The sequence below is a fragment of the Limoniibacter endophyticus genome (genome assembly GCF_014652835.1).
In the GTDB taxonomy this organism is placed as follows: Bacteria; Pseudomonadota; Alphaproteobacteria; order Rhizobiales; family Rhizobiaceae; genus Limoniibacter; species Limoniibacter endophyticus.
The window spans coordinates 201,643-225,506 of record NZ_BMZO01000003.1; the positions used below are offsets into that span (position 1 = coordinate 201,643).

The 23,864-nt window shown below is 58.7% G+C and carries 23 protein-coding genes, 1 other RNA gene and 1 pseudogene; 11 read left to right on the forward strand and 14 right to left on the reverse strand.

Going from position 1 to position 23,864, the window contains the following annotated elements; translation table 11 throughout:
• Positions 1-14: 14 nt before the first annotated feature.
• Positions 15-440, reverse strand: coding sequence for an HIT domain-containing protein (locus IE151_RS05580; RefSeq protein ID WP_189488773.1), 426 nt, complete (start codon positions 438-440; stop codon positions 15-17).
• Positions 441-586: 146 nt separating this feature from the next.
• On the opposite strand from IE151_RS05580, the gene ffs reads away from it, so the two are divergent.
• The 5 genes and pseudogenes from ffs to IE151_RS05605 all read left to right on the forward strand — a co-directional run bounded on the left by ffs (position 587) and on the right by IE151_RS05605 (position 4,954).
• Positions 587-683: signal recognition particle sRNA small type (ffs, locus tag IE151_RS05585), an RNA gene on the forward strand.
• Positions 684-829: 146 nt separating this feature from the next.
• A pseudogene (locus IE151_RS05590) lies at positions 830-2,644 on the forward strand (DNA polymerase III subunit gamma/tau); the annotation flags it as partial.
• Between the two features lie 33 nt (positions 2,645-2,677).
• Positions 2,678-3,001 carry a YbaB/EbfC family nucleoid-associated protein gene (locus IE151_RS05595; RefSeq protein ID WP_189488777.1) on the forward strand — a complete coding sequence of 108 codons (324 nt, stop codon included), beginning with the start codon at positions 2,678-2,680 and terminating at the stop codon, positions 2,999-3,001.
• A 12-nt stretch (positions 3,002-3,013) separates the two neighbouring features.
• The gene (gene recR, locus IE151_RS05600; protein WP_189488779.1) at positions 3,014-3,619 is read left to right on the forward strand and encodes a recombination mediator RecR; all 606 of its coding nucleotides are present in this window, start codon (positions 3,014-3,016) and stop codon (positions 3,617-3,619) included.
• A gap of 99 nt (positions 3,620-3,718) precedes the next feature.
• Positions 3,719-4,954: a lytic murein transglycosylase gene (locus IE151_RS05605; protein ID WP_189488780.1), complete on the forward strand. Its 1,236-nt coding sequence runs from the start codon at positions 3,719-3,721 to the stop codon at positions 4,952-4,954.
• On the opposite strand, the gene IE151_RS05610 is transcribed toward IE151_RS05605, so the two are convergent.
• The 4 genes from IE151_RS05610 to IE151_RS05625 all read right to left on the reverse strand — a co-directional run bounded on the left by IE151_RS05610 (position 4,938) and on the right by IE151_RS05625 (position 9,877).
• Positions 4,938-5,954 (reverse strand): LLM class flavin-dependent oxidoreductase, encoded by a 1,017-nt coding sequence (locus IE151_RS05610; protein WP_189488781.1) that lies wholly within the window; start codon positions 5,952-5,954, stop codon positions 4,938-4,940. The genes IE151_RS05605 and IE151_RS05610 overlap by 17 nt on opposite strands.
• A gap of 97 nt (positions 5,955-6,051) precedes the next feature.
• Positions 6,052-7,260 (reverse strand): AI-2E family transporter, encoded by a 1,209-nt coding sequence (locus IE151_RS05615; protein ID WP_189488782.1) that lies wholly within the window; start codon positions 7,258-7,260, stop codon positions 6,052-6,054.
• A gap of 184 nt (positions 7,261-7,444) precedes the next feature.
• Positions 7,445-8,488 (reverse strand): LLM class flavin-dependent oxidoreductase, encoded by a 1,044-nt coding sequence (locus IE151_RS05620; protein ID WP_189488783.1) that lies wholly within the window; start codon positions 8,486-8,488, stop codon positions 7,445-7,447.
• Positions 8,489-8,650: 162 nt separating this feature from the next.
• Entirely contained in the window at positions 8,651-9,877 is a 1,227-nt protein-coding gene (locus IE151_RS05625; RefSeq protein WP_189488784.1) for a DNA recombination protein RmuC, read from the reverse strand.
• A gap of 205 nt (positions 9,878-10,082) precedes the next feature.
• On the opposite strand from IE151_RS05625, the gene def reads away from it, so the two are divergent.
• From def to truA, 4 genes are all read left to right on the forward strand, one after another.
• Positions 10,083-10,604: a peptide deformylase gene (gene def / locus IE151_RS05630; RefSeq protein WP_189488785.1), complete on the forward strand. Its 522-nt coding sequence runs from the start codon at positions 10,083-10,085 to the stop codon at positions 10,602-10,604.
• A gap of 4 nt (positions 10,605-10,608) precedes the next feature.
• A complete protein-coding gene (gene fmt / locus IE151_RS05635; RefSeq protein WP_189488786.1) occupies positions 10,609-11,523 on the forward strand; it encodes a methionyl-tRNA formyltransferase in 915 nt (304 codons plus the stop codon).
• Positions 11,520-12,032, forward strand: a complete 513-nt coding sequence (locus tag IE151_RS05640; protein WP_308430491.1) for a GNAT family N-acetyltransferase — start codon at positions 11,520-11,522, stop codon at positions 12,030-12,032. The genes fmt and IE151_RS05640 overlap by 4 nt, the downstream gene beginning before the upstream one ends.
• Before the next feature lie 127 nt (positions 12,033-12,159).
• On the forward strand, positions 12,160-12,909 hold the full coding sequence (gene truA / locus IE151_RS05645; RefSeq protein WP_189488787.1) for a tRNA pseudouridine(38-40) synthase TruA: 750 nt from the start codon (positions 12,160-12,162) through the stop codon (positions 12,907-12,909).
• Between the two features lies 1 nt (position 12,910).
• Here the strand turns inward: truA and IE151_RS05650 are convergent, their stop codons facing one another.
• From IE151_RS05650 to dapD, 5 genes are all read right to left on the reverse strand, one after another.
• On the reverse strand, positions 12,911-13,516 hold the full coding sequence (locus IE151_RS05650) for a hypothetical protein (protein ID WP_189488789.1): 606 nt from the start codon (positions 13,514-13,516) through the stop codon (positions 12,911-12,913).
• Positions 13,517-13,607: 91 nt separating this feature from the next.
• On the reverse strand, positions 13,608-14,801 hold the full coding sequence (gene dapE / locus IE151_RS05655) for a succinyl-diaminopimelate desuccinylase (RefSeq protein WP_189488791.1): 1,194 nt from the start codon (positions 14,799-14,801) through the stop codon (positions 13,608-13,610).
• Positions 14,802-14,860: 59 nt separating this feature from the next.
• Positions 14,861-15,232 carry a DUF805 domain-containing protein gene (locus tag IE151_RS05660; RefSeq protein ID WP_189488793.1) on the reverse strand — a complete coding sequence of 124 codons (372 nt, stop codon included), beginning with the start codon at positions 15,230-15,232 and terminating at the stop codon, positions 14,861-14,863.
• A gap of 772 nt (positions 15,233-16,004) precedes the next feature.
• Positions 16,005-16,424 (reverse strand): DUF805 domain-containing protein, encoded by a 420-nt coding sequence (locus tag IE151_RS05665; RefSeq protein WP_210310862.1) that lies wholly within the window; start codon positions 16,422-16,424, stop codon positions 16,005-16,007.
• Between the two features lie 67 nt (positions 16,425-16,491).
• Complete coding sequence (dapD, locus tag IE151_RS05670) at positions 16,492-17,346, reverse strand: 2,3,4,5-tetrahydropyridine-2,6-dicarboxylate N-succinyltransferase (protein WP_189488797.1); 855 nt, start codon at positions 17,344-17,346, stop codon at positions 16,492-16,494.
• A gap of 131 nt (positions 17,347-17,477) precedes the next feature.
• On the opposite strand from dapD, the gene IE151_RS05675 reads away from it, so the two are divergent.
• The gene (locus IE151_RS05675) at positions 17,478-18,320 is read left to right on the forward strand and encodes an LOG family protein (protein WP_189488799.1); all 843 of its coding nucleotides are present in this window, start codon (positions 17,478-17,480) and stop codon (positions 18,318-18,320) included.
• A 35-nt stretch (positions 18,321-18,355) separates the two neighbouring features.
• Here the strand turns inward: IE151_RS05675 and IE151_RS05680 are convergent, their stop codons facing one another.
• Positions 18,356-19,060: a pyrimidine 5'-nucleotidase gene (locus IE151_RS05680; protein WP_189488800.1), complete on the reverse strand. Its 705-nt coding sequence runs from the start codon at positions 19,058-19,060 to the stop codon at positions 18,356-18,358.
• A gap of 89 nt (positions 19,061-19,149) precedes the next feature.
• On the opposite strand from IE151_RS05680, the gene IE151_RS05685 reads away from it, so the two are divergent.
• Positions 19,150-20,055: a DMT family transporter gene (locus IE151_RS05685; RefSeq protein ID WP_189488802.1), complete on the forward strand. Its 906-nt coding sequence runs from the start codon at positions 19,150-19,152 to the stop codon at positions 20,053-20,055.
• Positions 20,056-20,085: 30 nt separating this feature from the next.
• Here IE151_RS05685 and argB read toward each other — a convergent pair whose 3' ends face one another.
• From argB to yidC, 3 genes are all read right to left on the reverse strand, one after another.
• Positions 20,086-20,985 (reverse strand): acetylglutamate kinase, encoded by a 900-nt coding sequence (gene argB, locus IE151_RS05690; RefSeq protein ID WP_189488804.1) that lies wholly within the window; start codon positions 20,983-20,985, stop codon positions 20,086-20,088.
• A 147-nt stretch (positions 20,986-21,132) separates the two neighbouring features.
• Positions 21,133-21,792: a ribosome biogenesis GTP-binding protein YihA/YsxC gene (yihA, locus tag IE151_RS05695; protein WP_189488806.1), complete on the reverse strand. Its 660-nt coding sequence runs from the start codon at positions 21,790-21,792 to the stop codon at positions 21,133-21,135.
• A 231-nt stretch (positions 21,793-22,023) separates the two neighbouring features.
• Complete coding sequence (gene yidC, locus IE151_RS05700) at positions 22,024-23,853, reverse strand: membrane protein insertase YidC (protein WP_189488808.1); 1,830 nt, start codon at positions 23,851-23,853, stop codon at positions 22,024-22,026.
• Positions 23,854-23,864: the final 11 nt, after the last annotated feature.

Consider the following 23,864-nt stretch of genomic DNA (forward strand, 5'->3'; position numbering starts at 1 on the left):
ATCACCGCGCCCAATCAAATGTTTTGTGCTTCCAGCTTCCCGAGTATGCGCTTGCGTAGCTCCTTGCATTCGTCATCCTGATAGGCTTTCCTTTTTCCAAAGCCCCAGACGGGGTCTGGCCAGTTGGTGTCGGCTTCATTGCGGGCGATCACATGGATGTGGAGCTGGCGGACGCGATTGCCGAGTGCTCCTATATTGATTTTCTCGCAACCCGTCGCTTCCTTGAGTGCTGCGCTGACGAGCGCCGTTTCGAAGGTCAGCATCGTCTGGTCGAGCGGTGTAAGCTGATGGATTTCTTCGATGCCGACGCGTTGCGGCACGAGCAGCAGCCAGGGCCACCGGCTGTCGTTCATGAGGCGAAGTGTACAGAGACCGAGCCGGGTGAGTTTGATGGAATCACCCTCCAGTCTCTGGTCGAGAACGAAGCGTTCAGCCGCCATACATCGCCTCATTATGTTACGTCCGGCAAAAGGCCGGTTATCAGCCAGAAGAGTTATCTAATTTCGGGCGGTTGGCAAGGAGATGATTTTACGGAAATTTTTGAAACCGCTTGCAATTCCTGTGCCGATTGACGATATGAAGCGCGGGAGGTTGGTGGTGGACGAGCCACTCGCCAACCGGGTCAGGTCCGGAAGGAAGCAGCCCTAACGAGCCCGGCACGGGTCATCGTGCCAGCCTCCCACCTTTTCATTTTGCGCGACCGCATGGGCTCGAAAGATCGGAAACGATTTTCGCGGCGTGCTAAAAGCTTCGTTGGATCACTGGTCCGGCCGGTTGACGCCGGCGTTCAGTCCGATCAGTTTAGGTCAACGACAAGCCGGAAAAACCGAGGACCATGGCGGACGATCAGAAGAAACCCGGCTACCGCGTTCTGGCGCGCAAATACCGTCCTTCCGATTTCACGGGTCTTATCGGTCAGGAGCCGATGGTCCGCACCTTGACCAACGCCTTCGCCGCAGGTCGTATCGCACAGGCATGGATGCTTACGGGCGTCCGCGGTGTAGGCAAGACGACGACAGCTCGCATCCTCGCGCGAGCTTTGAATTACCGCACTGATAAGGTCGATCAACCTTCCATCGATCTTTCCGTCGAAGGTGAGCACTGCCGCGCCATCATGGAAGGTCGTCATGTCGATGTGGTCGAGATGGACGCTGCCTCTCATACCGGCATTGACGATATTCGCGAGATTATCGAGCAGGTGCGCTATGCGCCCGTCTCGGCACGCTACAAGGTCTATATCATCGATGAAGTGCATATGCTCTCGACGCAGGCCTTCAACGGGCTGCTGAAGACGCTTGAAGAGCCGCCTGCACATGTGAAATTCATCTTCGCAACCACTGAGATCCGCAAGGTCCCGATCACGGTTCTGTCGCGCTGCCAGCGCTTCGACCTGCGCCGCATCGACGCTGCCGAGCTGGTCGCGCATATGCGCTCCATCGCCACTAAGGAAGCCATCGAGGTCGAAGACGAAGCGCTGGCGATGATTGCGCGAGCGGGCGAGGGGTCTGCGCGCGATTCGCTTTCCATCTTCGATCAGGCAATCGCCCATAGCGCCGGCAACGTGACGGCGGAAGCCGTACGAGCCATGTTGGGGCTTGCCGATCGTGCTCGCATCGTGGATCTTTTCGATCATGTCATGAAGGGCGATGTTACCGCTGCCCTCGATGAGTTTGCCGCGCAATACAAGGCCGGCGCCGACCCCGCCACTGTGCTGACCGATCTTGCCGATTTCACGCATCTGGTGACGCGACTGCGTTTTGTCCCGAATGCGCGCGAAGACATGTCCCTTTCGGAGGACGAACGACGTCGCGGCACCGAATTCGCCACCACGCTCTCCGTCAAGGTGCTTTCCCGGGCCTGGCAGATGCTTTTGAAAGGCATCGGAGAGGTCGAGAGCGCGACGCGCCCATATGCTGCCGGCGAAATGGTGCTGATCCGTCTGGCGCACGCGGCGGACCTGCCGCCGCTTGATGAAGTTATCAAGGGATTACAGGATAGTGCTACGTCCGGCGGAAATGGCGGCACCTATTCGGGCGGCCCGAGCGGCGGCGGCGCAGTGGCGCAGGCCCAAGCCGGCGGTGGCCGTCCCCGCATGATGGCACAGCCCTCGCAGCAGAATGCGCCTGCAATGCGCCTCGTGCAAAGCAATCCTCGGTTTGAGCGCGTTCCGGAGCCGGAGGTTGCGGATGTCGGGCTGCAAATACGGTCACTCGCCGACATGGTCGAGCTTGCGGGGCAGAACCGCGATGTACAATTCAAGTCGCAACTAAAGCTTTATGTACGGCCCGTCCGCGTGGAACCTGGTCTTCTGGAGGCCTCTTTCACTGAGGACGCGCCAAAGACACTGGCTGCCGAGATCACCGCCAAGCTCCATCTCTATACCAAGCGCCGCTGGGTGGTATCTGTATCCACGGAACAGGGTGGCGCGACCATCGCCGAGCAGGAAAACGAGAAGCGTGAACTCGTCTTCGAGGATGCACGTTCCGACCCGACGGTCGCCGCCATTCTTGCAAAGTTTCCGGGCGCTAAGGTGCTTGACGTGCGTTTGGCTGCCGAGGCGGAAGTCGATGAGGAAAATGACGAGATGATTACGCCTGAAGGCGTTCAGAACGGCATTGATCTCGACGAAGACGATCTGTTTTAGGCGCCGAGACGCCATTTCTACCAGGAGCGAAAGATGAAAGATCTGATGGGCCTTATGAGCAAGGCGCGCGAAATGCAGTCGAAGCTGGCCAATATGCAGGAAGAAATGGCCAATATCGAGGCCGTCGGCCAGTCCGGCGGCGGTCTGGTATCGGTCACGCTGTCCGGTAAGTCGGAAATGAAGGCGCTCAGGATCGATCCCTCGCTCATCAAGGCCGACGAAGCCGAAATCCTCGAGGATCTGATCCTGGCCGCTCACAATGATGCCAAGGCGAAGGTCGAAGCCATCGTGCAGCAACGTACGCAGGAACTGACTGCCGGACTGCCGATCCCTCCCGGCATGAAATTTCCATTCTAAGCAGCATCTGTCATGTCGAAGCGTATTGCCGGTCCTGAAATTGAACGTCTCATCCAGCTTCTGGCCAAGGTGCCCGGGCTCGGGCCGCGTTCGGCCCGGCGGGCAGCCCTGCATCTGATCAAGAAGAAGGATCAGCTGTTCGCTCCCCTCACCGTTGCGATGCGTGATGCGCTGGATAATGTGAAGGTGTGTTCGCGTTGCGGCAATGTCGATACGGTCGATCCCTGTGTCGTCTGTACCGATCCGCGGCGCGACGAGGCCACGCTGATTGTCGTCGAGGATGTTTCCGATCTGTGGGCGCTGGAGCGGGCTTCGGCGATGAACGCGCGCTATCATGTTCTGGGTGGCGTCCTGTCGCCGCTCGATGGCGTCGGGCCGGATCAGCTGAATATCCGCTCGCTGGTCGATCGTGTGGCGGAAGGCGCGGTTGCGGAGGTCATTCTGGCCGTGAATGCCACCGTGGAGGGCCAGGCCACCGCGCATTATGTCACCGACCAGCTGTCGGGCTACGAGGTGAGGGTCACTCGTCTTGCCCACGGCGTCCCCGTTGGCGGGGAACTCGACTATCTCGACGAGGGAACGCTGACCGCAGCTCTTCGCGCCCGCACGAATTTCTAGTGTGAACAAGCCGCAATCAGCGGCAGCGGTAGTGAGCCGGACGATAAAAATCGCGTCAGCGTCTTGTGCGCCACGCATTGCGCGCCAATCATGCAGCGCATGAGCAAGCGTCTTCGAAAACTGATTCTCTCCTGCGTTCTTCTGGCAGTTGCCGTCTTGCCAGCGCGCGCGGATATTAACGGTGGTTTCCGGCAATGGCTGGCCAATGATCTATGGCCGGAAGCCCGGTCGCGCGGTGTTTCGGAGCGTACGTTCCGAAGCAGTTTCGAAGGCATGCGTCCCAATCTGGATCTTCCGGATCTCGTCATTCCCGGCAGGAAACAGGACGGGCCGCGTAAGCAGCATCAGGCGGAATTTCGCTCCCCTGCGGCCTATTTCGCTGAGAATACACTTGGCGGCGTTACGGCCGGTGGACGGGCGAGGGCGCGCAATCTTGGCGCTACTCTGCAACGTATCGAGCGTCAATATGGTGTGCCGGGCCACATCGCGCTTGCCATCTGGGGCCGCGAATCGGCCTTCGGCACGGCGAAGATCCCGCATGACGCAATGCAGGTTCTGGCCACCAAGGCTTTTCTCGCTGCCCGTAAGGAGATGTTTCGCGAGGAAGTTCTGGCCGCGCTCGAAATGATCCAGAAGGGCCTGGCCACTCGCGCCACGATGAAATCCTCATGGGCAGGCGCGCTCGGTCAGCCGCAATTCATGCCGACCTCCTATCTGCGCTATGCAGTCGATGGGGATGGCGACGGTCGTGCCGACATCTGGAATTCGGATGCCGATACATTAGCCTCCATCGCCAACTATCTGGCGCAGAAGGGTTGGGTGAGAGGTCGCGACTGGGGCTTCGAGGTGACCGTGCCTGCTTCCGTGTCATGCGCGCTGGAGGGCCCGGATCAGGGGCGCCGCATTTCCGACTGGGCCGCCTTGGGCATTGCTCGCGTTGGCGGAAAGGCGTTTCCGCCGCACGAGACGAACGCGGAAGCCTATCTCTTGATGCCTGCCGGTCGATATGGACCGGCCTTCATCGTCACGCCCAATTTCTACGTGTTGAAGGCCTATAATGAGAGCGACGCCTATGCGCTTTTCGTCGGCCATGCGGGAGATCGCATCGCTTATGGTGACAGCCGCTTCGCCGGCGGTTGGCAAAAGACCGATGCCCTTTATCGATCGGAAATCGCTTCCGTGCAAAATGCCCTGGTCAAGCTGGGCTATGACGTTGGCGGCGCCGATGGCCTGCCGGGCTTCAAGACGCGCCGCTCCATAGGACATTGGCAGGCGAAGAATGATCTTTCGCCCACCTGTTTTCCAGACAGGAGCCTGGTCAGCCGGCTGAAATGACTCGTTCTGCCTGTCCCACATTCGCCTCGCGCATGACCTCGGCGACGATCTCGTAGGAGCGAACACGTTTCTTGTGATCGTGGATCATCGCAGTGATCATCAACTCGTCCGGTTTCCAGCGTTCGATGAAGGCGGAGAGGCCTTTGCGCACCGTTTCTTTCGAGCCGACGATAGCGCAGGAAAGCGCATGCTCGAGAACCATCTTCGCGTGTTCGTCCAGCGTTTCGTAGTAACCCTCGACTGGCGCAGGAAGCTGACCGGGACGGCCGGTCCGAATGTTCACAAACGCCTGCTGCTGCGAGGAAAACAGGAACTGCGCTTCTTCATCCGTATCGGCGGCCACGATATTGAGGCCGAGCATGGCATGGGGGCGGGTCCCGTTTTCGAAACGTTCGCGATAGATCTGTAAGGCCCCGGCCATCTCGGCAGGCGCAAAATGCGAGGCAAAAGCATAGGGGCGACCGAGCATTGCCGCCAGCTGCGCACCGAACAGCGACGAACCGAGGATCCAGACATCGACATCTTCGCCCTCGCCGGGAATGGCACGCAGGCGTGCACCTTCTTCGGAAGCTGAGAAATAGTGCATGAGTTCGACGACATCGTTCGGAAAATTATTGGCAGAGGCTTCGAGGTCGCGGCGCAGCGCGCGGGCTGTCAGCATGTCGGTTCCCGGTGCGCGTCCAAGCCCCAGGTCGATGCGACCGGGGTGCAGGGCCGCCAGCGTGCCGAACTGCTCCGCTATGATCAGCGGCGCGTGGTTGGGCAGCATGATGCCACCAGCCCCGACCCGCATCGTCTTCGTCACCTGCGCGACATGTGCGATCACCACCGAGGTCGCAGCGCTGGCGATACCTGGCATATTGTGATGCTCCGCCAGCCAGTAGCGGTTGAACCCCCAGCCTTCCGCATGTTGCGCCAGATCAAGCGTGTTACGCAGCGACTGAGCCACATTGCTGCCGCTGGGAACGGGCGAAAGGTCGAGCACGGAAAGCGGGATCATATGCGATGTCCTTGGGTCACTGTTTCAAGCGATATAGGAACGCTTCCCCCTCCCATCAAATCAGCAATGCTGAAGCAGGCTTCATGAAAACCATATGCTAGAACATGAGTCCTTTGGCGCGATCCGTTTCGATTTCGTTCGGTTCGTCGATCTGTCCCTCTTCTTTCGCGGTCTCCGGCGGGTCGGGTGGTGCCTGCGCAGAGAGGAAGTGGCCGAAAGGCTGCAGAGCCTCGAAGTGATCGCACATGACCTTTGTGATGACGAGAAGCGGGACGGCAATCAACGCACCTACAATACCCCAGAGCCAGGACCAGAAGGCGAGTGCTATGAAGATCGCAACCGCATTCAATTCCAACCTGCGACCAGCCAGAAGTGGTGTGATGAACTGCCCCTCCAGCATGTTGCAGCAGATCATGAAGGCCGGCACCAGCAGAGCCTGGCTCGTCGTGTCGAAGGTGACCAGGGCCACACCTGTCACAACGATCGTGGTCAGGGTGGCGCCGATGTAAGGCAGGAAGTTCATCAATGCGGCGATGGCGCCCCAAAGCAATGCATTCGGGATGCCAATCACCCACAGTCCCAGTGCAATGACGAAACCAAGGCCGACATTTATGACCGTGATCGTCAGCAGATAGAGCGAGATTTCGCGCTCCACATCGTAGACAATGCGCAGGGCACGCTTCTTGGCGCTCATATGCGCGAAGGACTTGACGAGCTTCTCGTAAAACAGCGTGCCTGAGGAAAGCAGGAATATTGAGAGGACGAAGGTGATCGCGATCAGCGCCACCATGGAGAACAGATCGCCGGCCGCACGGGTCATGAAGCCAGGCTGGCGCACTTGGACGGTGGGGGCTGTATCGTCCGGGGATCCGGCCGCCGAAATACGCTCCAGCTCTTCGGCGATGCGCAAAAGCGGCGTGAAGGGCGTGCGCATCTCCTCGAGACGGACAGCAAGCTTGCGCCCCATTTCCGGCCCGTCCTGAATGAGCGAAATGATCGGCCCGCTAAGCGCCCAGGCGGCCATGCTGACCAGAACGAGCGAGAATAGGACGATCACCAGTGCTGAGACCGCGGCGGGTATGCCATGGCGGCCGAGAAAGCGGACGATCGGCGTCAGGGTCAGCGCCAGAAGAAAAGCCAGCGTCACGGGCATGAAGAAGTCGCGGGCAAAATAGAGGGCTGCGCAAAGCGCGATCATGAAAAGGCCGAGGATCATCATGAAGATGGCGCGGCCCCGGTCGAAGGCGATCGGCCATGATGCCTCCATCTCTTCCTGCTTGTGCGGCGGCCCGGCGCTCTCGCCCATGCATTCTCTCCTGATTTCTGGAATCATCTGGCGAGGCGTTAACGCGCCACAGGGCACGATGATCCATGCGGCAGGTCACAGATACAGACGGAATGAAACGGGAAGAGACATGCCCCCCGGACTGAGGGCATGCTCTTCTGGAACTGATCGGGCGCGGCCAGGAAATTCCGGTCCCGCGAAAGCCTCAAGCCGTTGCTGCTACGGCGCCGATTTCCTTGCGTACCATTGGCGCGACCCGGGTACCGTAGAGTTCTATCGCCTTCATCATCTTGGTGTGCGGCACGTTGCCGATAGCCATCTGAATCACGAAGCGGTCATTCTTGAAGATCTTGTGATGCGCGATGATCTTCTCGGCCAACTCTTCGGGGCTGCCGATGAAGATCGCGCCTTCGGGGCCCGTCGACGCATCATACTGCGCCCTGGTGGAAGGCCCCCAGCCACGCTCCTGGCCAATGCGGTCCATAACCTGCTTCTGCGGCAGGTAGAAATCCTCCCGCGCGCCCTGCGAGGTTTCGGCCACGAAGCCATGCACGTTGATGCTGGTCTTGAGCTTTGTTTCATCCTGCCCGGTGCGGCGAGCCGCTTGGCGATAGAGATCAAGCAACGGTGCGAATCTGCGCGGCTGCCCGCCGATGATGGCAAGCGCCAGCGGAAGTCCGAGCGCACCGGCACGTGCGGCCGAGGCGGGCGTTCCGCCCACGGCGATCCACAGTGGCAGGTTCTTCTGCAAAGGTCGCGGATAGACGCCGCGATTATTGATCGCGCCGCGTGTCTGACCTTGCCAGGTCACCTTCTCGCTCTCGTTAATCTGCATCAGCAGTTCGAGCTTTTCCGCGAAAAGCAGATCGTAATCCTCGAGATTGTAGCCAAACAGCGGATAGGATTCGATAAATGAGCCTCGTCCGGCAATGATCTCGGCCCGCCCCGAAGACAGGAGATCGAGCGTCGAAAATTGTTGAAAAACGCGTACCGGATCGTCCGAGGACAGAACGGTGACGGCACTCGACAGCTTGATCTTCTTCGTGCGGGTCGCCGCACCGGCGAGCGCGACTGCGGGAGCAGAAATTGCATAGTCGGGACGATGATGCTCACCCAGGCCGAAAACATCGAGTCCGACTTGATCAGCCAGTTCGATTTCTTCCATCAGATTGAGCATGCGTTGATGTGGATCGACGCCCTCGGCCCCCGGAAGCGCGACGTCGCCGAATGTGTAAAGCCCGAATTCCATTTCTTTGGTCCTCTTGATGCACCTCGGTCAAATGCCGTCGATGCCTTGTTCAGAAGCCGAACAGTTGCGCATCATCTAGGCCTTGCTCGCTTCTGCCACCAGTAGCGCTTCGGTGAACAGTGCAGTCACACCTTGCCGTCTTGGCGCACCGCCTCCCGCTCGTCAATCTTCGCCATCGACCAGCCGCAATCTCAGGTTTCCGGTGCGTGATTTTGCGGCTGGTTCAGGCGCCGGTTCTGCTTTGCGAGGTGCGGGCGCCGTCTCGCTCTCCCTCGTCGCCTCCCTTTTTTCGCCAAGCTCCAGTGCTTCGATTTTTTCGCCCCGTTTGATCACTTTCGATGTCGAAACCAGAATGGAATCGATGTCGCGCGCCGTCATGTCGAAATGGCCGCGCAACTTCGCGACACGTTCGTCCAGCCTGCGCATATCCTCTGTCAGATGTGCGACCTCGGCCTGGATCAGATGGGCCTGCTCACGCATCCGGGCATCTTTCAGGATTGCCTGGATCACCTGGACGGAAAGGAGCAGCAGTGATGGTGAGACGATCACCACACGCGCCCGGTGCGCCCGTTGCACGATGGACTCGAATTGCTCGTGAATGTCCGCAAAGATTGATTCCGAGGGCACGAAGAGAAACGCCGTATCCTGTGTCTCTCCAGCTATCAGATATTTCTCCGCAATGGCGCGTATATGGACATCCATGTCGCGGCGGAAATTTTGCGCTGCGATCTTGGCGATCTCCGGCGTCTCCGCCTTGCGCATGGCATTCCACGACTCCAGCGGGAATTTCGCATCGATCACCAGGCTGGGCGCGCCGTTCGGCATCCGCACGGTACAATCGGGCCGTGCGCCATTGCTCAAGCCCGCCTGAAACTCATAGGCTCCCGGTGGCAGGGCGTCTGCAATGATCGTTTCCATCCGCGCTTGCCCGAAAGCGCCGCGCGTCTGCTTGTTGGAGAGGATGGATTGCAGTTCCACCACCTGGCCTGCCAGACTCTGTATATTGCTCTGTGCCGTATCGATTACCGCGAGGCGCGCCTGCAGACGCGAAAGGTTCTCATGCGTGGCCCGTTGCTGATCTGTCATCGACTGGCCGATGCGCCCGGCCATCGAATCCAGCCGTTGCGTCAGGCTTCGGTTAAGCTCCGCCTGTCGGGAGCCGAAAATCTCTGCCATCGTTCCGAGACGCCCCTGCATTTCCGCCTGACTCCGTAAAATGGCCTCGACACGCGGATCGTCTTCCACATTCTCCCTGTCCTCTCCGCGCCAAAGCCGCACTGCCGCAGAAAGGCAAAGGAGAATGATGGCGAGTAAGGCAAAAGCCAGGGCCATCCCCAGCGTCACGGGGCCAAAAAGCTGTGCTTCAAGCGTCGACGAAATGTTTTCCATGACTGAACCATACGCGATTCCGAACACAAAACCAGATCAAATCATGAACATGTGGAATTTGCATAGATTGACCTTATGCGCCATTCGCCTTAATCGAAGGCCAAGAAGAGCGCGTACTTCCTCTGCGCGCTGAAGGAAACGAAAATAGGTAGAGCGCGCCAATATCGCGAGATTGCGATCGGGCCGGCGCTCCGGGTGACTGTTCATGGCTATCAAACCGCTCATCATCTTGCCGGACCCAGTGCTGCGTCTGGTTTCGAAGCCACTGGAGCGGGTCGATGAAGACGTGCGCAAGCTGGCCGACGACATGTTGGAAACCATGTATGACGCGCCTGGCATCGGTCTTGCCGCGATCCAGGTCGGCCTGCCGCTACGCATGCTGGTGATCGATCTTTCGAAGGAAGGGGAGGAGAAAGAGCCTTTCGTCATTATAAATCCGAAGATCCTGGAGAGTTCCAGCGAGCGTTCGGTCTATGAAGAGGGCTGTCTTTCTATCCCGGATTATTATGCCGAGGTCGAGCGTCCTGCCGAGGTCACGGTTTCCTATCTTGACCGGGACGGCAAGGAGCAGGAAATACAGGCTGACGGCCTGATGGCCACTTGTTTGCAACATGAGATCGACCATCTGGACGGGGTTCTTTTCATCGATCACATTTCGCGGCTCAAGCGTGAAATGGTGGTCCGCAAATTCAAGAAGCTGGCGAAAGACCAGCCGCTGGTGGGCTGATTTCATGGGCTTGCGCCTCATCTTCATGGGAACGCCGGATTTTTCGGTGCCGATGCTGCGCGCCCTGCATGCGGCGGGCCATGAAATCGTCTGTGTTTATTCGCAGCCTCCGCGGCCTGGGGGACGCCGTGGTCTGGAGCTGACGCCATCGCCGGTGCAGAAGACTGCCGAAGAGCTTGAGCTTCCAGTGCGTACGCCTGTTTCGCTGAAATCGGTCGAAGAGCAGCAGGCATTTGCTGCACTGAAAGCCGATGTCGCAGTTGTCGTCGCCTATGGCCTGCTTCTGCCCCAGGCCATTCTCGAAGGCACGCGGCTCGGTTGCTACAATGCTCATGCATCGCTGCTGCCTCGCTGGCGTGGTGCCGCTCCCATTCACCGTGCCATCATGGCGGGGGACGAGAGCACGGGCATGATGGTCATGAAAATGGACGAGGGGCTTGATACCGGGCCCACCGCGCTGACCAAAGAGGTTGCGATCGATAGCGACATGACTACCGGAGAATTGCACGATCTTTTGAGCCAGGCCGGGGCTGTTCTCATGGTCGAGGCCATGGAAAAGCTCCAAAACGGCTCGCTCCCGCTGACCGCGCAGCCGGAAGAGGGAGTGACCTACGCCAGAAAGATCGACAAGGCCGAGGCGCGTATCGATTGGGCAAGGCCGGCGCGCGACGTGCACAATATGATCCGCGGACTTTCGCCGTTTCCCGGCGCTTGGTGCGAATTTAACGGGCCCAAGGGCAAGGAGCGTCTCAAGGTGCTGAAAAGCCGCCTTGCCGATGATGATGCGCAGGGGCCGGTCGTGTCTTGCGCGGAGGGGAGCGTCGAGCTTGTTCAAGTGCAACGTGCCGGTTCTCGCCCTGTCTCGGGCGCGGATTTCCTCAGGGGGCTTGGCTCTAGCCTGGAGCTGGATATTACATGATCGCGGAGTTCAATATTCGTGAGGCCGTTGCTTCCGATCGTGGTGCGATCAAGGCCCTGGTCGAGCGGGCCTTCGGCATCGCGGCTGAGGCCAGTCTGGTGGAGATGCTGGCGGCGGAAGGCTCCATCGTGCTTGAGCTTGTGGCGGAAAAGCAAGGCAAGCTGCTTGGCCATGTTGCCTTCTCGCGCCTTGTCGTCGAAACCGGCCAGGCGCAGGCGCAGGCTCCGGCGGTGGCGCTGGCACCTGTCTCTGTCGAGCCTGATGCGCAGGCTTGTGGCATTGGTACAGCCCTCATCACCCGGGCGCATGCACTGCTTGAAGAGCGCAATGAGACCTTGAGCATCGTTCTGGGCGATCCGGATTACTACGGGCGTTTCGGCTATGCGCATGACCGCGCCGCCGGTTTCGATAGTGATTATCAATGCGCGCAATTGCAGGCACGCGTCTTTTCCGACAGCGCGCCGGAGGTGGGTCGGCTCGTCTATCCGCGCGCCTTTGACCGGCTTTAGAGTAATTTCCAGCGAAATGGGAATCGGTTCCGCGTCGGAATCACGTAGAAATGTTTAGAGCGCTTCACAGCGCCGCGCAGCATTCGGATATGCGAAGATCGCCGCGAAAAGGGAAAGGCTCTTAACCATGCCGCGCTATCGCCTGCTGATCGAATATGACGGCACGTCCTATCATGGCTGGCAGCGTCAGCGTGTGGAGCAGCCCTCTGTTCAACAGGCGATAGAGCAGGCGGCGCTGGCATTTTCTGGCGAAACGGTGAGGGTGGCAAGTGCCGGGCGCACCGATGCGGGGGTGCATGCAAGGGGGCAGACCGGCCATGTCGACTTTGCTAGGAACTGGAAGCCGGACACGGTGCGCGATGCGTTGAACGCGCATCTCGGACAGGCGGGGCACACGATTGCCATCGTGGAAGTGTGTCCTGTCGCGGATGATTTCGATGCCCGCTTCTCGGCGATCCGCCGCCACTATATCTACCGTATCGTCAACCGCCGGGCTCCCTTGGCACTGGAGCGCCATCAGGCCTGGCATGTTGCACGACCTCTTGATGCGGATGCGATGCACGACGCTGCGCAAGCGCTTGTCGGGCGGCATGATTTCACCACCTTTCGCTCCATCCAGTGTCAGGCAAAAAGTCCTGTTCGCACATTGGAGCGGCTGGATGTCATCCGGCACGGCGAGCTGGTGGAAATTCACGCCTCGGCCCGTTCCTTCCTGCATAACCAGATACGTTCCTTTGCCGGAACTTTGAAGCGTGTAGGCGAGGGGGCCTGGAACTGTGCCGATGTCAAAGCGGCTTTGGAGGCGAAAGATCGCAGGCATTGCGGTCCGGTCGCGCCGCCGCACGGACTGTATTTCATGCAGGTGGACTACGATTAGCTCAGAAATCGCTGCCCGCGAAGGACAGCCCAAGCAGGCTCTGCATGAAGGCAACTGTCATAACCGAACTCACTAGCATCATAGCATAGATTGCGATCGAAAAGCCGACGGGCTTGTCGATCGTCATGTGTACGATCCGCCAGCTGAAGAAAATGATGGCGATGCCCAGGGGCAGCATCAATGCCTCGATGATCGATGCGCTCTCCGGAAAGAAGAAGCGAATCGAGATGATCGGCAGAACAAGCCAGTTGAAGAGCACCAGCGACCAGTTGCTGGCGACAACGAGGCTGACAAACCGTTTTCTGATATCCAGAAACTTCGCCAGCACGAAAAGCAGCATCAACGGGATGATCCAGGTCGCCAGATCGATCAGCGCAAGGCAGAGAACAAGCCAGACCGGACTCATCTCGTCGTCCGGAAAAGTCGTACGACCGTAAACCGCGGTCAGCCACTGGATGAACATCGACGGCAAGCACACGAGAATGGCGCGGAAGGAAGACCAGAAACCATCGGGCGAAAAGTCGAAATGCGTCAAACCCCTCTTGTCGCCCTTCAGCAGAAGAACGACTCCGTTCAGATAGCGGTGCAGTTCATCGCCTGGCATCATGATGCGTTCGGTCCGTGGCCGTCCTGTGTGCGAGCCAGCTTGACAGGACAAAGGCTGCTAATGCGTGAAGGCAGATGAAAATGGTCCTTCCTCACTGTCGCTCAAACCAGTTTGCGATGAACAAGCCATAAATCTGCGTCAAGGTTTCAAGATCGGCAAGGGCCACGCGCTCATCTACCATGTGCATCGTCTGCCCAACCAGACCGAATTCGACTACGGGACAGTAATCCTTGATGAAGCGTGCATCCGAAGTGCCGCCGGAGGTTGAGAGCTTCGGCGTTGTTTTTGTGATTTGAGTCACAGCCGCACTCAAGGTCTCGATAAGTCGCTCGTCGCGCGTCAGGAAAACCGGACTTGGGCGACCGAGCCATTCCAGTTCGTAACGAATATCGTCATGTCCGTACGGGCGCAGATGGCGCTCGCGGGCGGTTTTCGCCAACTGTTCGGCAATGTGCGTCTTCAAGCTGTCTGCCGACCAGCTATCATTGAAACGGATATTGAAGATCGCACTTGCCGCCGCCGGGATGACATTGGTCGCTCTATTTCCGACATCGACGCTGGTGACCTCGAGATTGGTCGGCTGGAACTCTGTTGTTCCGGCATCGATTGGCTGGGAAAGCAGCGCTTCGAGCAGTGTCACCATTCCTGGAACCGGATTATCGGCCAGATGCGGATATGCAGCGTGTCCCTGTTTGCCATGCACGGTCAGGCGCGCCGAAATCGAACCGCGGCGACCGATCTTGATCGTGTCGCCCAGGCGGTCGGGATTAGTCGGTTCGCCGACGATACTGGCGTCCCATGTCTCGCCACGTTCGGCTGCCCAGCGAAGAAGTTTGTCCGTGCCGTTGATGGCAGGGCCTTCCTCGTCTCCGGTGATTAGCAGAGAGACCGATCCTTTCGGGCGGCCATGCGTCTCCATCTGGCGCGCCACAGCGGCGATAAAGCAGGCAATGCCGCCCTTCATGTCGACCGCGCCGCGGCCATACATCATCCCATCGGCGATAGCGGCCGAAAAAGGCGGATGCGTCCAGTCGGTTTCATTCCCGACAGGCACGACATCGGTGTGCCCGGCGAACATGAGATGCGGGCCCTGATCTCCTAGCTTCGCATAAAGGTTCTCGATATCGGGCGTGCCTTCATCCGAAAAGACGGGACGTTCGATGCGGAAGCCCAGCGGTTTTAGCATAGCCTCGAGTGCCGCAAGCGCGCCTCCCTCGGCAGGCGTCACCGATGGACAGGCGATCAGAGTTGCGAGATTAGCTGCGGGATCGGAGAACTTTGACATTCTGGAGCGATACCCAATTGCCGGTACAAGGGCAATCGGGTTTTACCACGGCTCTGGTATCAGATTCTGGGCGCGACCGGATTTGCCCGGTTTGTCTCGTAGCCATACTGATTGGCGCCGGCCGTGCCGGGCTGCACGCAGAGATAGATGAAGGCAGCGATGGAGAGGATCGGCACGACTAGTGAGATCGAGAAAATGCCTGGTCTGTCAATGTCGTGGAGCCGCTTGATGCCGAGCATGACCATCGGCCAGAGGAAGAAGAAATAAAGGATGCTTGCGACGGCGGCCCAGTTGCTTTGCGCCGCGCTTCCTTCCGGGCTGATGGCCATCTGATAGACAAAAAAGGCCTGAATGACCGCAAGCAGCAAATTGCCGAGCAGGAAGACCATGCGGGAAATGCGACCGGTCGCCCCAAAGAATACCCAGCTCATGCTTTTGTCGGTCTGCACGTTTCCACCACCCGTCTTGATCCCCGTTTGCGGCCTACATATCGTTGACGCAGGGATAATGTGCAAGGCATATCACTGAAATGTCGTCGTTAGACCGCCTAAGCAAAATCGTGGATGGATTTCTCGCCCTTGCCGGAGCGGGCGAAAATATTCCGCAATAGTTTCAATGGAAAGGCGGGAAGATCCTGCCTTCATCCCGTCGTTCATGCGCCGATTTATCCCACACCCCGCAGCCTGGCTTATTATCGTCCTCAGCACTTCTCGAGGGGCTCTGGTCTGCGCAGACGGATCTTGAGGGAAGGGCCGCTGGCGTACGCCGCTACTGCATGGGCTTCACGCACCCATGCCTTGAGCGGGACCAACGTACGGGACGCAAGCGGGTGACCGCGTCCGGCACCTTTTCCCAGGTCAGAGCGGGGAAAGGAAACGCTTCATCGTTCAGGCATGAGCGAAAGGGGGCAGCCGGATGAATAAAAGCGGCGCCGTCGGGCACGAGAGGTGCTTGCTCCCTTGCAGCGAACATGAGGCCCGTCTCACGACTTCCTCATCCATCCGCATACCGAGACGGGCTTCATGTCCCCCTCGCATTCATCGCCAAACACGGGAAGCCCGATGCTTTCCAGGGATTGGCGATCACCTCCCGGCCTTTCTCCCTCGCGCGGAAATCCGCTGCGGGGCAAAGCTGCTGCTTTCGGTGCAGCAATAAGGAACTCGCGCATTGGCTGGCAGGGCATTTCGTTCCAGGCCGCCGGGATCACACCGAACTATTCGTGTCGCGGCCATATCGATTGGGGCCGCCTGTTCCCGGCACAAGGTAGATGATCCAAATCAAATCGCCGATCCCGGGTGCCAATCCGGCAAGTGCCCACCAGCCGCTGAAACCGAAATCGTGCAAGCGCTTTACATTGACTGCATAAAGCAGCCAGCCTGTCGGGAGCGTTTCGAACAGGATGGCCCGCACAAGCTCCGGGGCGGGCTCGGAAGGCATATAATCTAGCACCGTGTAATAATAGAGGATTATGCAGGCTGCCGAGGCAAGCGTCAGGCACGTCGCAACGAGAAAAGCTGAACCCTGCGACAGCCTTCCGCGAAAACTGCCCGCCGCCCATAGAAATCCATCCCCGAACATGATCTTGCCTGTCCTCATGAAAAAGCCGCAGCGCTTGCGCGCCACGGCTTCTTGTAGAGGCAAAAATCCGAGAAACCTTGCTGGGCAAGGCCGCACTTTAAGTCAAAGGCGACTAGTCGCGCAGGAGTTCATTGATCGAGGTCTTGGAGCGGGTCTTCTCGTCGACGCGCTTGACGATCACAGCGCAGTAAAGGCTCGGCCCCCAGTTCTCGCCAGGGACGTTCTTGCCGGGCATGGTGCCGGCAACGACAACCGAGTAGGGCGGTACTTCACCATAGAAGATTTCTCCTGTGGCGCGATCGACGATCTTGGTCGACTTGCCGATATAGACACCCATGCCGAGCACTGCACCTTCACGGACGATACAACCTTCAACCACTTCCGAGCGCGCGCCAATGAAGCAATTGTCTTCGATGATGGTCGGGCCGGCCTGCAGCGGCTCCAGCACGCCACCAATACCGACGCCGCCGGACAAGTGTACGTTCTTGCCTATCTGTGCGCAGGAGCCCACCGTAGCCCAGGTGTCGACCATCGTGCCTTCATCGACGAAAGCGCCAAGATTGACGAAGGATGGCATGAGGATGACGTTCTTGGCGATATGAGCGGAACGGCGCACTATGCAGTTCGGTACAGCGCGGAAACCCGCACGTTCAAATTCATTCGCGCTCCAGCCGTCGAATTTGGAGGGCACCTTATCCCACCACGCGGAATCGCCGGGGCCGCCCTTGATCACTTCCATCGGGTTGAGACGGAACGACAGCAGCACGGCCTTCTTCAGCCATTGGTTGATCGTCCAGTTGCCGTCAGCTTGACGCTCGGCCACACGTGCTTCGCCCTTGTCAAGCAGATTGAGAGCTTCGTCGACAGCGTCGCGCACTTCACCTTTGGTTGAAACGGAAATGCCGTCGCGCGCTTCGAATGCGTCCTCGATTGTCTTTTCGAGCGAAGCCAGTGTAGATGTCGTCATGTACCCTCTCTTTGCGCGCGCAGGCTCGCGCGCAGATCTTGCTTATTGGCGGAAATTCGCCGCGAACCTATGTCAAGGTTTGGGGAGGGTCAACGCGGTGAATCGTGTGCTTAAGGAATTTGGAACGAGAAATGGACGATAAGGAATTTTCGAACTGGTCGCCGCTGCCGCATTCCGACGAGGATCTGGAGCACGCCAAGCAGATACCGGACACTCCGCAGACTCGCGCGCCGACCTATCGTCTTGCCTGGAACGACGAAGATTTCATGACGCAGCGCGAGCTGCGCCCCGTCCGTCTGCAGCTCGAACTTCTCAAGCCTGAGATGACACTGGCCGAGCGCGGCATTCGCTCCACCGTCATCCTTTTCGGTGGCGCACGGTTGCCCGAGCCAGGCGGTGCGGCCTGGGCGGCCAAGAACGACATTCAGAAGAAGAACCTGGAAAAGAACAGCAAATATTACGAAGAGGCCCGCAAATTCGCGCAAGCCTGCTCTACTTATTCCGCCAAGACCTATTATCGTGAATTCGTGGTCGTTACCGGGGGCGGACCGGGTGTGATGGAAGCGGGTAATCGCGGCGCGGCCGATGTCGGTGCGCCATCGATCGGCCTCAACATCGTCCTGCCGCATGAGCAGGCCCCGAACGAATATGTCACGCCGGAACTCTGCTTCAACTTCCACTATTTCGCCATCCGCAAGATGCACTTCATCATGCGCGCCAAAGCCGTTGCAGTCTTTCCTGGAGGTTTTGGCACGATGGACGAGTTTTTCGAGACGCTGACGCTTATCCAGACGGGCCGCATGGAGCGCGTGCCGGTTTTGCTCTTCGGCAAGGAGTTCTGGAAGAACGCAATCAACATTCCCTATCTTGCCGAGCAGGGCACGATCTCTCCCGGCGATGAAGATATTATCGACTATGTCGACTCGGCCGATGAAGCCTGGGAAATCATCAAGAGGTTCTACGAACTGCCATGAAGTGGTTTCGGGAGCGGTGATTGTCGCTCCCGTTCTCACTTCCCAAGGATATCACCCAGGAACCCGCCAATATCGTCCGTGACGAAATCGATGTAGTCATGTTCGTAGGGGTTCGTGTTGTGGATTGCTTCGCCGACCTCTTCCTCGAGATTCTTCGGTACGATCAATACCGTCTGCATACCCAGCTTCTTGGGTTCGATGAGATTGCGCGGCAGGTCTTCGAACATCGCCGCATTCGGTCCGGCAATCTTATGCAACGCCATGAACTTGTCGTAGGGTTCGCGGGCGGGCTTCGGTACGAGGTCGGCGGCCACAATATCAAAAATATCGTCGAAATGGTCGAGAATGCCCAGCTGGCGCGCCGTGCGCTCTGCATGTTTGCGGTCGCCATTGGTGAAGATGAATTTGCGGCCCGGAAGGCCTGCAATCATGTCGCCCAGGCGCGGGTCGGCGTCGATCCAGCTGTAATCAATGTCGTGCACCTTGTCGAGAAACGCATTGGCATCAATGTCGTAGCGCGCCATCAGGCCTGCGAGGGTCGTGCCATATTCCAGATAGAGGTCGCGCCGTAGTTTTGTCGCCTCTTCTTCTTCGACCTGCAGCAGCTCGCGGATGAACAGAGTCATCTTGTCACCGATCTGCGAAAACAGATTGCTGCCGCTCGGATACAGCGTGTTGTCGAGGTCAAAGACCCAGTCTTTGACATGGGCGAGGCGGGTGTCGGGAGCATGATCGATCATTCCCTCCTTATGACGCGGCAACGCGGCTGCGACAAGTCCTTGCCACTCCCTCCTTCATCTTCCATAAGGCGCGTCAGAGGGGACACGATATGGAGCTTTGGGCGCTCATTACAATCGCCGCGGCGTTCTTGCAGAACGTTCGCTCGATGATGCAGAAATATCTGAAAGGCGCAATGGGAACGACCGGGGCGACCTTTGTGCGCTTCGGCTTCGGGCTGCCGTTCGTCGTGCTCTATCTTGCGCTGACCCTGCATTTTACCGGCTATGCGCTTCCCGCGCTTAATGCGGGGTTCATGCTATGGGCGCTGATAGGCGGCACGACGCAAATAGCCGCGACGTTTCTGCTTGTTCATCTCTTCTCATTCCGCAATTTCGCGGTTGGCACCGCATATTCGCGCACGGAACCTGCGCAGGCGGCGCTGTTCGCGCTGGTCCTGTTTGGTGAGACGATCAGCGCCGGCGCAGTGCTGGCCATTGCCATTTCCGTGGTCGGTGTCATGCTGATCTCCGTGGCCCGGATAGATTTTTCCTGGCGCGCGATGGTCGTGTCGACCTTCAGTCGCACCGCTCTCATCGGTTTGGCATCGGGCGCGCTGTTCGGCGTCTCTTCGGTTACCTATAGGGCAGCGTCATTGTCCCTGGGCGGGCCGCATTTTGCCGTTCAGGCAGCGACGACGCTTGCTTTCGTCATCATCGTGCAGACCGTGGCAATGCTCGCCTGGATCGTCTGGAAGGAACGCGAAGAGCTTGTTCGCATTCGCAAGGCCTGGAAGCCGTCGCTGCTCGTCGGCATAGCCGGTGCCTCCGCGTCCTTCGGCTGGTTCTCCGCAATGACGCTCCAGCAGGCGGCGGTGGTAAAAGCGCTTGCGCAGGTCGAAATGCTCTTCGCTTTCGCCACGACGATCTTCTTCTTCAAGGAACGTGTTAACCGCTTTGAGTTCCTTGGCTGCGCCCTGATCGTTTTCGGCATTCTAGTGCTGGCACGGTTTGGATAAGAAAGGGGCCGCTTTCGCGGCCCTGGGCAATCAGTCCCTGACGATCAGCGTACCTGCACCGACTTCGGTGAACAGCTCCAGCAACACGGAATGCGGGGTTTTGCCATTTAAAATGACGACGCCCTCGACACCGCGCTCAATGGCATCAATGCAGGTCTCGACCTTGGGGATCATGCCGCCCGAAATCGTCCCGTCTGCGATCAGCGCGCGCGCCTCCGAAACGGAAAGTTCGTCGATCAGCTTCTTGTCCTTGTCGAGCACGCCCGGCACATCGGTAAGGAAGAGCAGGCGCGAGGCCCGCAACGCGCCCGCAATCGCTCCCGCGAAAGTGTCCGCATTAATATTGTAGGTGTTGCCGTCGCGTCCAGGCGCGACGGGCGCAATCACGGGGATCATTTCGGAGCGGGCCAGGAGGTCGAGCAAGGTGCGATCGACTTCGACCGGTTCGCCGACGAAACCCAGATCGAGTGCCCGCTCAATGTTGGAATCCGGATCGAGGATGGTCTTGCGCGCCTTCTCGGCGAAGACCATGTTTCCGTCCTTGCCGCACAGGCCGATTGCCCATTCGCCTTCGGCATTGATGAGCGCGACGATCTCCTTGTTGATCGAGCCGGCCAGAACCATCTCGACCACTTCGACCGTTTTTGCATCGGTCACGCGCAGGCCGCCTTCGAATTTGGACTCGATGCCGAGCTTGGCGAGCATCGCGGCAATCTGCGGGCCGCCTCCATGCACGACGATCGGGTTGATTCCCGATTGCTTGAGGAGGGCGATATCGCGTGCGAAGGCCTTGCCGAGTTCAAGATCGCCCATGGCATGACCGCCATATTTCACCACCACGGTCTTGTTTTCATAGCGCTGCATGAAGGGCAGGGCTGCGGAAAGAAGATCGGCTTGCTGGGCGGCGCTGGAAAGCTTTTCGTCGGTCATGAGAATGCGTCCTCCTAGAGCAATTCCAGCAGAGTGGTCACCGGTTTTATGTCCGGAATTGCGAGCGTAGATGTCTGTTCGGCCAAAAAGTCGGAGACCGCTTTAGCATATCTGCGCGCTACGACAATGACTGTCGCGCGAAAACTCTCAGTTCTTGATCGCAGTCAGGATGGCTTGATGAAGCTCGTCCATCCCAAGTCCTTTTTCGGACGAGGTTGCCAATACCTCGGGATACGCTGCCGGACGTTTGGCGATCTTGTCCTTGGTTTCCGCAATCAGCTTCGGCACATCCGTCTGCCTGATCTTGTCGATCTTCGTCAGTACGATCTGATAGGAAACGGCGGCCTTATCGAGAAGATCGAGCGATTCCTCATCGATCTTCTTTATGCCATGCCGTGAATCGATCAGCACATAGACGCGCTTCAGCGTCACGCGCCCGCGCAGATAGGAGAAAATCAGCTTCGTCCATTTCTCTACCTGTGTGACGGGCGCCTTGGCAAAGCCATAGCCCGGCATGTCAACCAGCGCCATCGGCGGCAGGTCGCCAGCCTCCCCGCTATACCCGTCCGGGACAAAGTAATTGAGTTCCTGCGTGCGACCAGGCGTGTTCGAAGTGCGGGCAAGTCCCTTGTGATTGACGAGCGCGTTGATCAGCGAGGATTTGCCAACATTGGATCGCCCGGCAAAGGCGATTTCCGGCGGCCCCTCCGGTGGAAGCACCTTCATGGACGGAACGCCGCGAATGAAGATCCAGGGAAGGGTGAAGATACGCGCGCTGAGCGGATCGGTCTGTTCGGTCTCGGTCATGGCGCTTTCTTTCCAGTCGCGTATCAGGTGAATGCAGATGCCCGCATTCGCATCGAGGGGAGGGTCTGACCGCCGAAGCGAGGTGTCAAGTCTCGCGGAAATAATTGGCGGGTGGGGTAGGATAATATTAGTTTAATCGCGTTGCTTACGCAATTTCACTCCCACCCTGGGCTTGGCCAGGAACCTCCCCCATCGGGGGGAGGTGAGAGAGACTCGTCGGACGCCCGCGCTTTACTCGGCGGGCTTTTCCTTTTTCTTGAACAAGCCCGCCAGATTGTCCCACAGCTCGATCTTGGCGCCTTGGCGCTTCATGATCAGGCCTTGCTGGAGAATCGACAGGAAGTTGTTCCAGGCCCAATAGATCACCAGACCCGCCGGGAAGGTGGCCAGCATGAAGGTGAACACGACGGGCATCCAGGTAAAGATCATCGCCTGGGTCGGATCCGGCGGGGTCGGGTTCATACGCATCTGCAGGAACATGGTGATGCCCATTATGATGGGCCAGACGCCGATCATCAGGAATTGGGGCACGTCGTAAGGCAGGAGGCCGAACAGGTTGAATAGCGATGTCGGATCGGGCGCAGCCAGATCCTGAATCCAGCCGAAGAACGGCGCATGGCGCATTTCGATGGTGACGTAGAGCACCTTGTAGAGCGCAAAGAACACGGGAATCTGGATCAGCACCGGCCAGCAACCTGCCACCGGATTGATCTTCTCGCGCTTGTAGAGTTCCATCATCGCCTGCTGCTGCTTCATACGATCATCGCCGTACTTCTCGCGCAGCGCCATAAGTTCCGGCTGGATCTTCTTCATGTTCGCCATGGACTTGTAGGACTTGTTGGCGAGCGGGAAGAAAATGGCCTTGACGATGACGGTCGTTGCCAGGATGGCGAGACCGAAATTGCCGAGAATCTTGAACAGCGAGTCGATCAGCCAGAACATTGGCTTGGTAATGAAATAGAACCAGCCCCAGTCGATCAGGAGGTCGAACTGGCGGATGCCACGCTCCTGTTCATAGGTCTGGATCTGCCCCACTTCCTTGGCGCCCGCAAAGACGAGGTTCTCGAAATTCTGCGTCTGGCCTGGCGCGATCGTTAGCGTGTCGCCCAGAAAGTCGGCCTGATAGCGTGGGCGGCCGTCGGCGAAGTAGGAGTAGCGCGGCTGGAACGGAGCGGCCTTGGAAGGCACGAGCGTCACGGCCCAATATTTATCGGTGATGCCAAGCCAGCCATCAGTCGACTTGCCAGGGGTGATCTGCTTGTCTTCTTCGATGGAGGAATAGCTGATTTCGGCCAGACCGCTTTCGCCTGTCACGCCGATCAGGCCTTCGTGCAGCACGTAGGCCGCTGCTGTGGCGGGCTTGTCGAACCGCGTGATGCGACCGTAACCGGCAAGTTGCACGGGCGCCGAACCGTTGTTGGAAACGGCGTCGGTAATGGTGAACATGTAATGTTCATCCACCGCGATGGTACGCGTGAATTCCACGCCATTGCCTGCGGAATAAGTCAGCGTCACCGGCGTCGAAGGGGTAAGCGACGCATTGCCCTGAACTGTCCACTGTGTCTGCGGGCCAGGCAGGTTCGTCCCTGCTTGCGTCGAGGTGTAGCCGAGTTCGGCATACTGTCCATTCGGCAGCCCCTGCGGATTAAGGAGTTCGATGGTCGGCGAGTTCTCATCGACCGTAAGGCGATAATCCTTGAGGCGAATATCATCGATTCTGCCGCCGGTCAGGTTGATGGAGCCGGAAAGGGCGGGTGTGTCGATGCTCACGCGCTGGGTTGCTGCAATCGCGGCTTCACGCGTTGCAGGCGTCGTCGTGCCGTCAGTGCCGGGAACGCTGCCGCCGCTTGCACCGGGCACGTTTGCCTGACCCTGGGGTTGCGTGTGTTGCGGTAGCCCGCTTGCGCCCTGGTCGGTCTGCTGGCTGGTCTGGCGCTCTGCCTCGATTTGAGCAACCTGGCGCTCGGATTCGATGCGCGGGTTGACATAGAAGACTTGCCACAGCGTCAGGATCGCGACGGAAAGCGCGATCACAATGAAGAAATTACGGTTATTTTCCATCCAGAAGACCT

Excerpts from the sequence above, each read along its gene's own strand:
- IE151_RS05580 (WP_189488773.1), bottom strand. The coding sequence starts at position 440 with ATGGCGGCTGAACGCTTCGTTCTCGACCAGAGACTGGAGGGTGATTCC.
- IE151_RS05595 (WP_189488777.1), top strand. The coding sequence starts at position 2,678 with ATGAAAGATCTGATGGGCCTTATGAGCAAGGCGCGCGAAATGCAGTCG.
- recR (WP_189488779.1), top strand. The coding sequence starts at position 3,014 with ATGTCGAAGCGTATTGCCGGTCCTGAAATTGAACGTCTCATCCAGCTT.
- IE151_RS05605 (WP_189488780.1), top strand. The coding sequence starts at position 3,719 with ATGAGCAAGCGTCTTCGAAAACTGATTCTCTCCTGCGTTCTTCTGGCA.
- IE151_RS05610 (WP_189488781.1), bottom strand. The coding sequence starts at position 5,954 with ATGATCCCGCTTTCCGTGCTCGACCTTTCGCCCGTTCCCAGCGGCAGC.
- IE151_RS05615 (WP_189488782.1), bottom strand. The coding sequence starts at position 7,260 with ATGGGCGAGAGCGCCGGGCCGCCGCACAAGCAGGAAGAGATGGAGGCA.
- IE151_RS05620 (WP_189488783.1), bottom strand. The coding sequence starts at position 8,488 with ATGGAATTCGGGCTTTACACATTCGGCGACGTCGCGCTTCCGGGGGCC.
- IE151_RS05625 (WP_189488784.1), bottom strand. The coding sequence starts at position 9,877 with ATGGAAAACATTTCGTCGACGCTTGAAGCACAGCTTTTTGGCCCCGTG.
- def (WP_189488785.1), top strand. The coding sequence starts at position 10,083 with ATGGCTATCAAACCGCTCATCATCTTGCCGGACCCAGTGCTGCGTCTG.
- fmt (WP_189488786.1), top strand. The coding sequence starts at position 10,609 with ATGGGCTTGCGCCTCATCTTCATGGGAACGCCGGATTTTTCGGTGCCG.
- IE151_RS05640 (WP_308430491.1), top strand. The coding sequence starts at position 11,520 with ATGATCGCGGAGTTCAATATTCGTGAGGCCGTTGCTTCCGATCGTGGT.
- truA (WP_189488787.1), top strand. The coding sequence starts at position 12,160 with ATGCCGCGCTATCGCCTGCTGATCGAATATGACGGCACGTCCTATCAT.
- IE151_RS05650 (WP_189488789.1), bottom strand. The coding sequence starts at position 13,516 with ATGATGCCAGGCGATGAACTGCACCGCTATCTGAACGGAGTCGTTCTT.
- dapE (WP_189488791.1), bottom strand. The coding sequence starts at position 14,801 with ATGTCAAAGTTCTCCGATCCCGCAGCTAATCTCGCAACTCTGATCGCC.
- IE151_RS05660 (WP_189488793.1), bottom strand. The coding sequence starts at position 15,232 with ATGAGCTGGGTATTCTTTGGGGCGACCGGTCGCATTTCCCGCATGGTC.
- dapD (WP_189488797.1), bottom strand. The coding sequence starts at position 17,346 with ATGACGACATCTACACTGGCTTCGCTCGAAAAGACAATCGAGGACGCA.
- IE151_RS05675 (WP_189488799.1), top strand. The coding sequence starts at position 17,478 with ATGGACGATAAGGAATTTTCGAACTGGTCGCCGCTGCCGCATTCCGAC.
- IE151_RS05680 (WP_189488800.1), bottom strand. The coding sequence starts at position 19,060 with ATGATCGATCATGCTCCCGACACCCGCCTCGCCCATGTCAAAGACTGG.
- IE151_RS05685 (WP_189488802.1), top strand. The coding sequence starts at position 19,150 with ATGGAGCTTTGGGCGCTCATTACAATCGCCGCGGCGTTCTTGCAGAAC.
- argB (WP_189488804.1), bottom strand. The coding sequence starts at position 20,985 with ATGACCGACGAAAAGCTTTCCAGCGCCGCCCAGCAAGCCGATCTTCTT.
- yihA (WP_189488806.1), bottom strand. The coding sequence starts at position 21,792 with ATGACCGAGACCGAACAGACCGATCCGCTCAGCGCGCGTATCTTCACC.
- yidC (WP_189488808.1), bottom strand. The coding sequence starts at position 23,853 with ATGGAAAATAACCGTAATTTCTTCATTGTGATCGCGCTTTCCGTCGCG.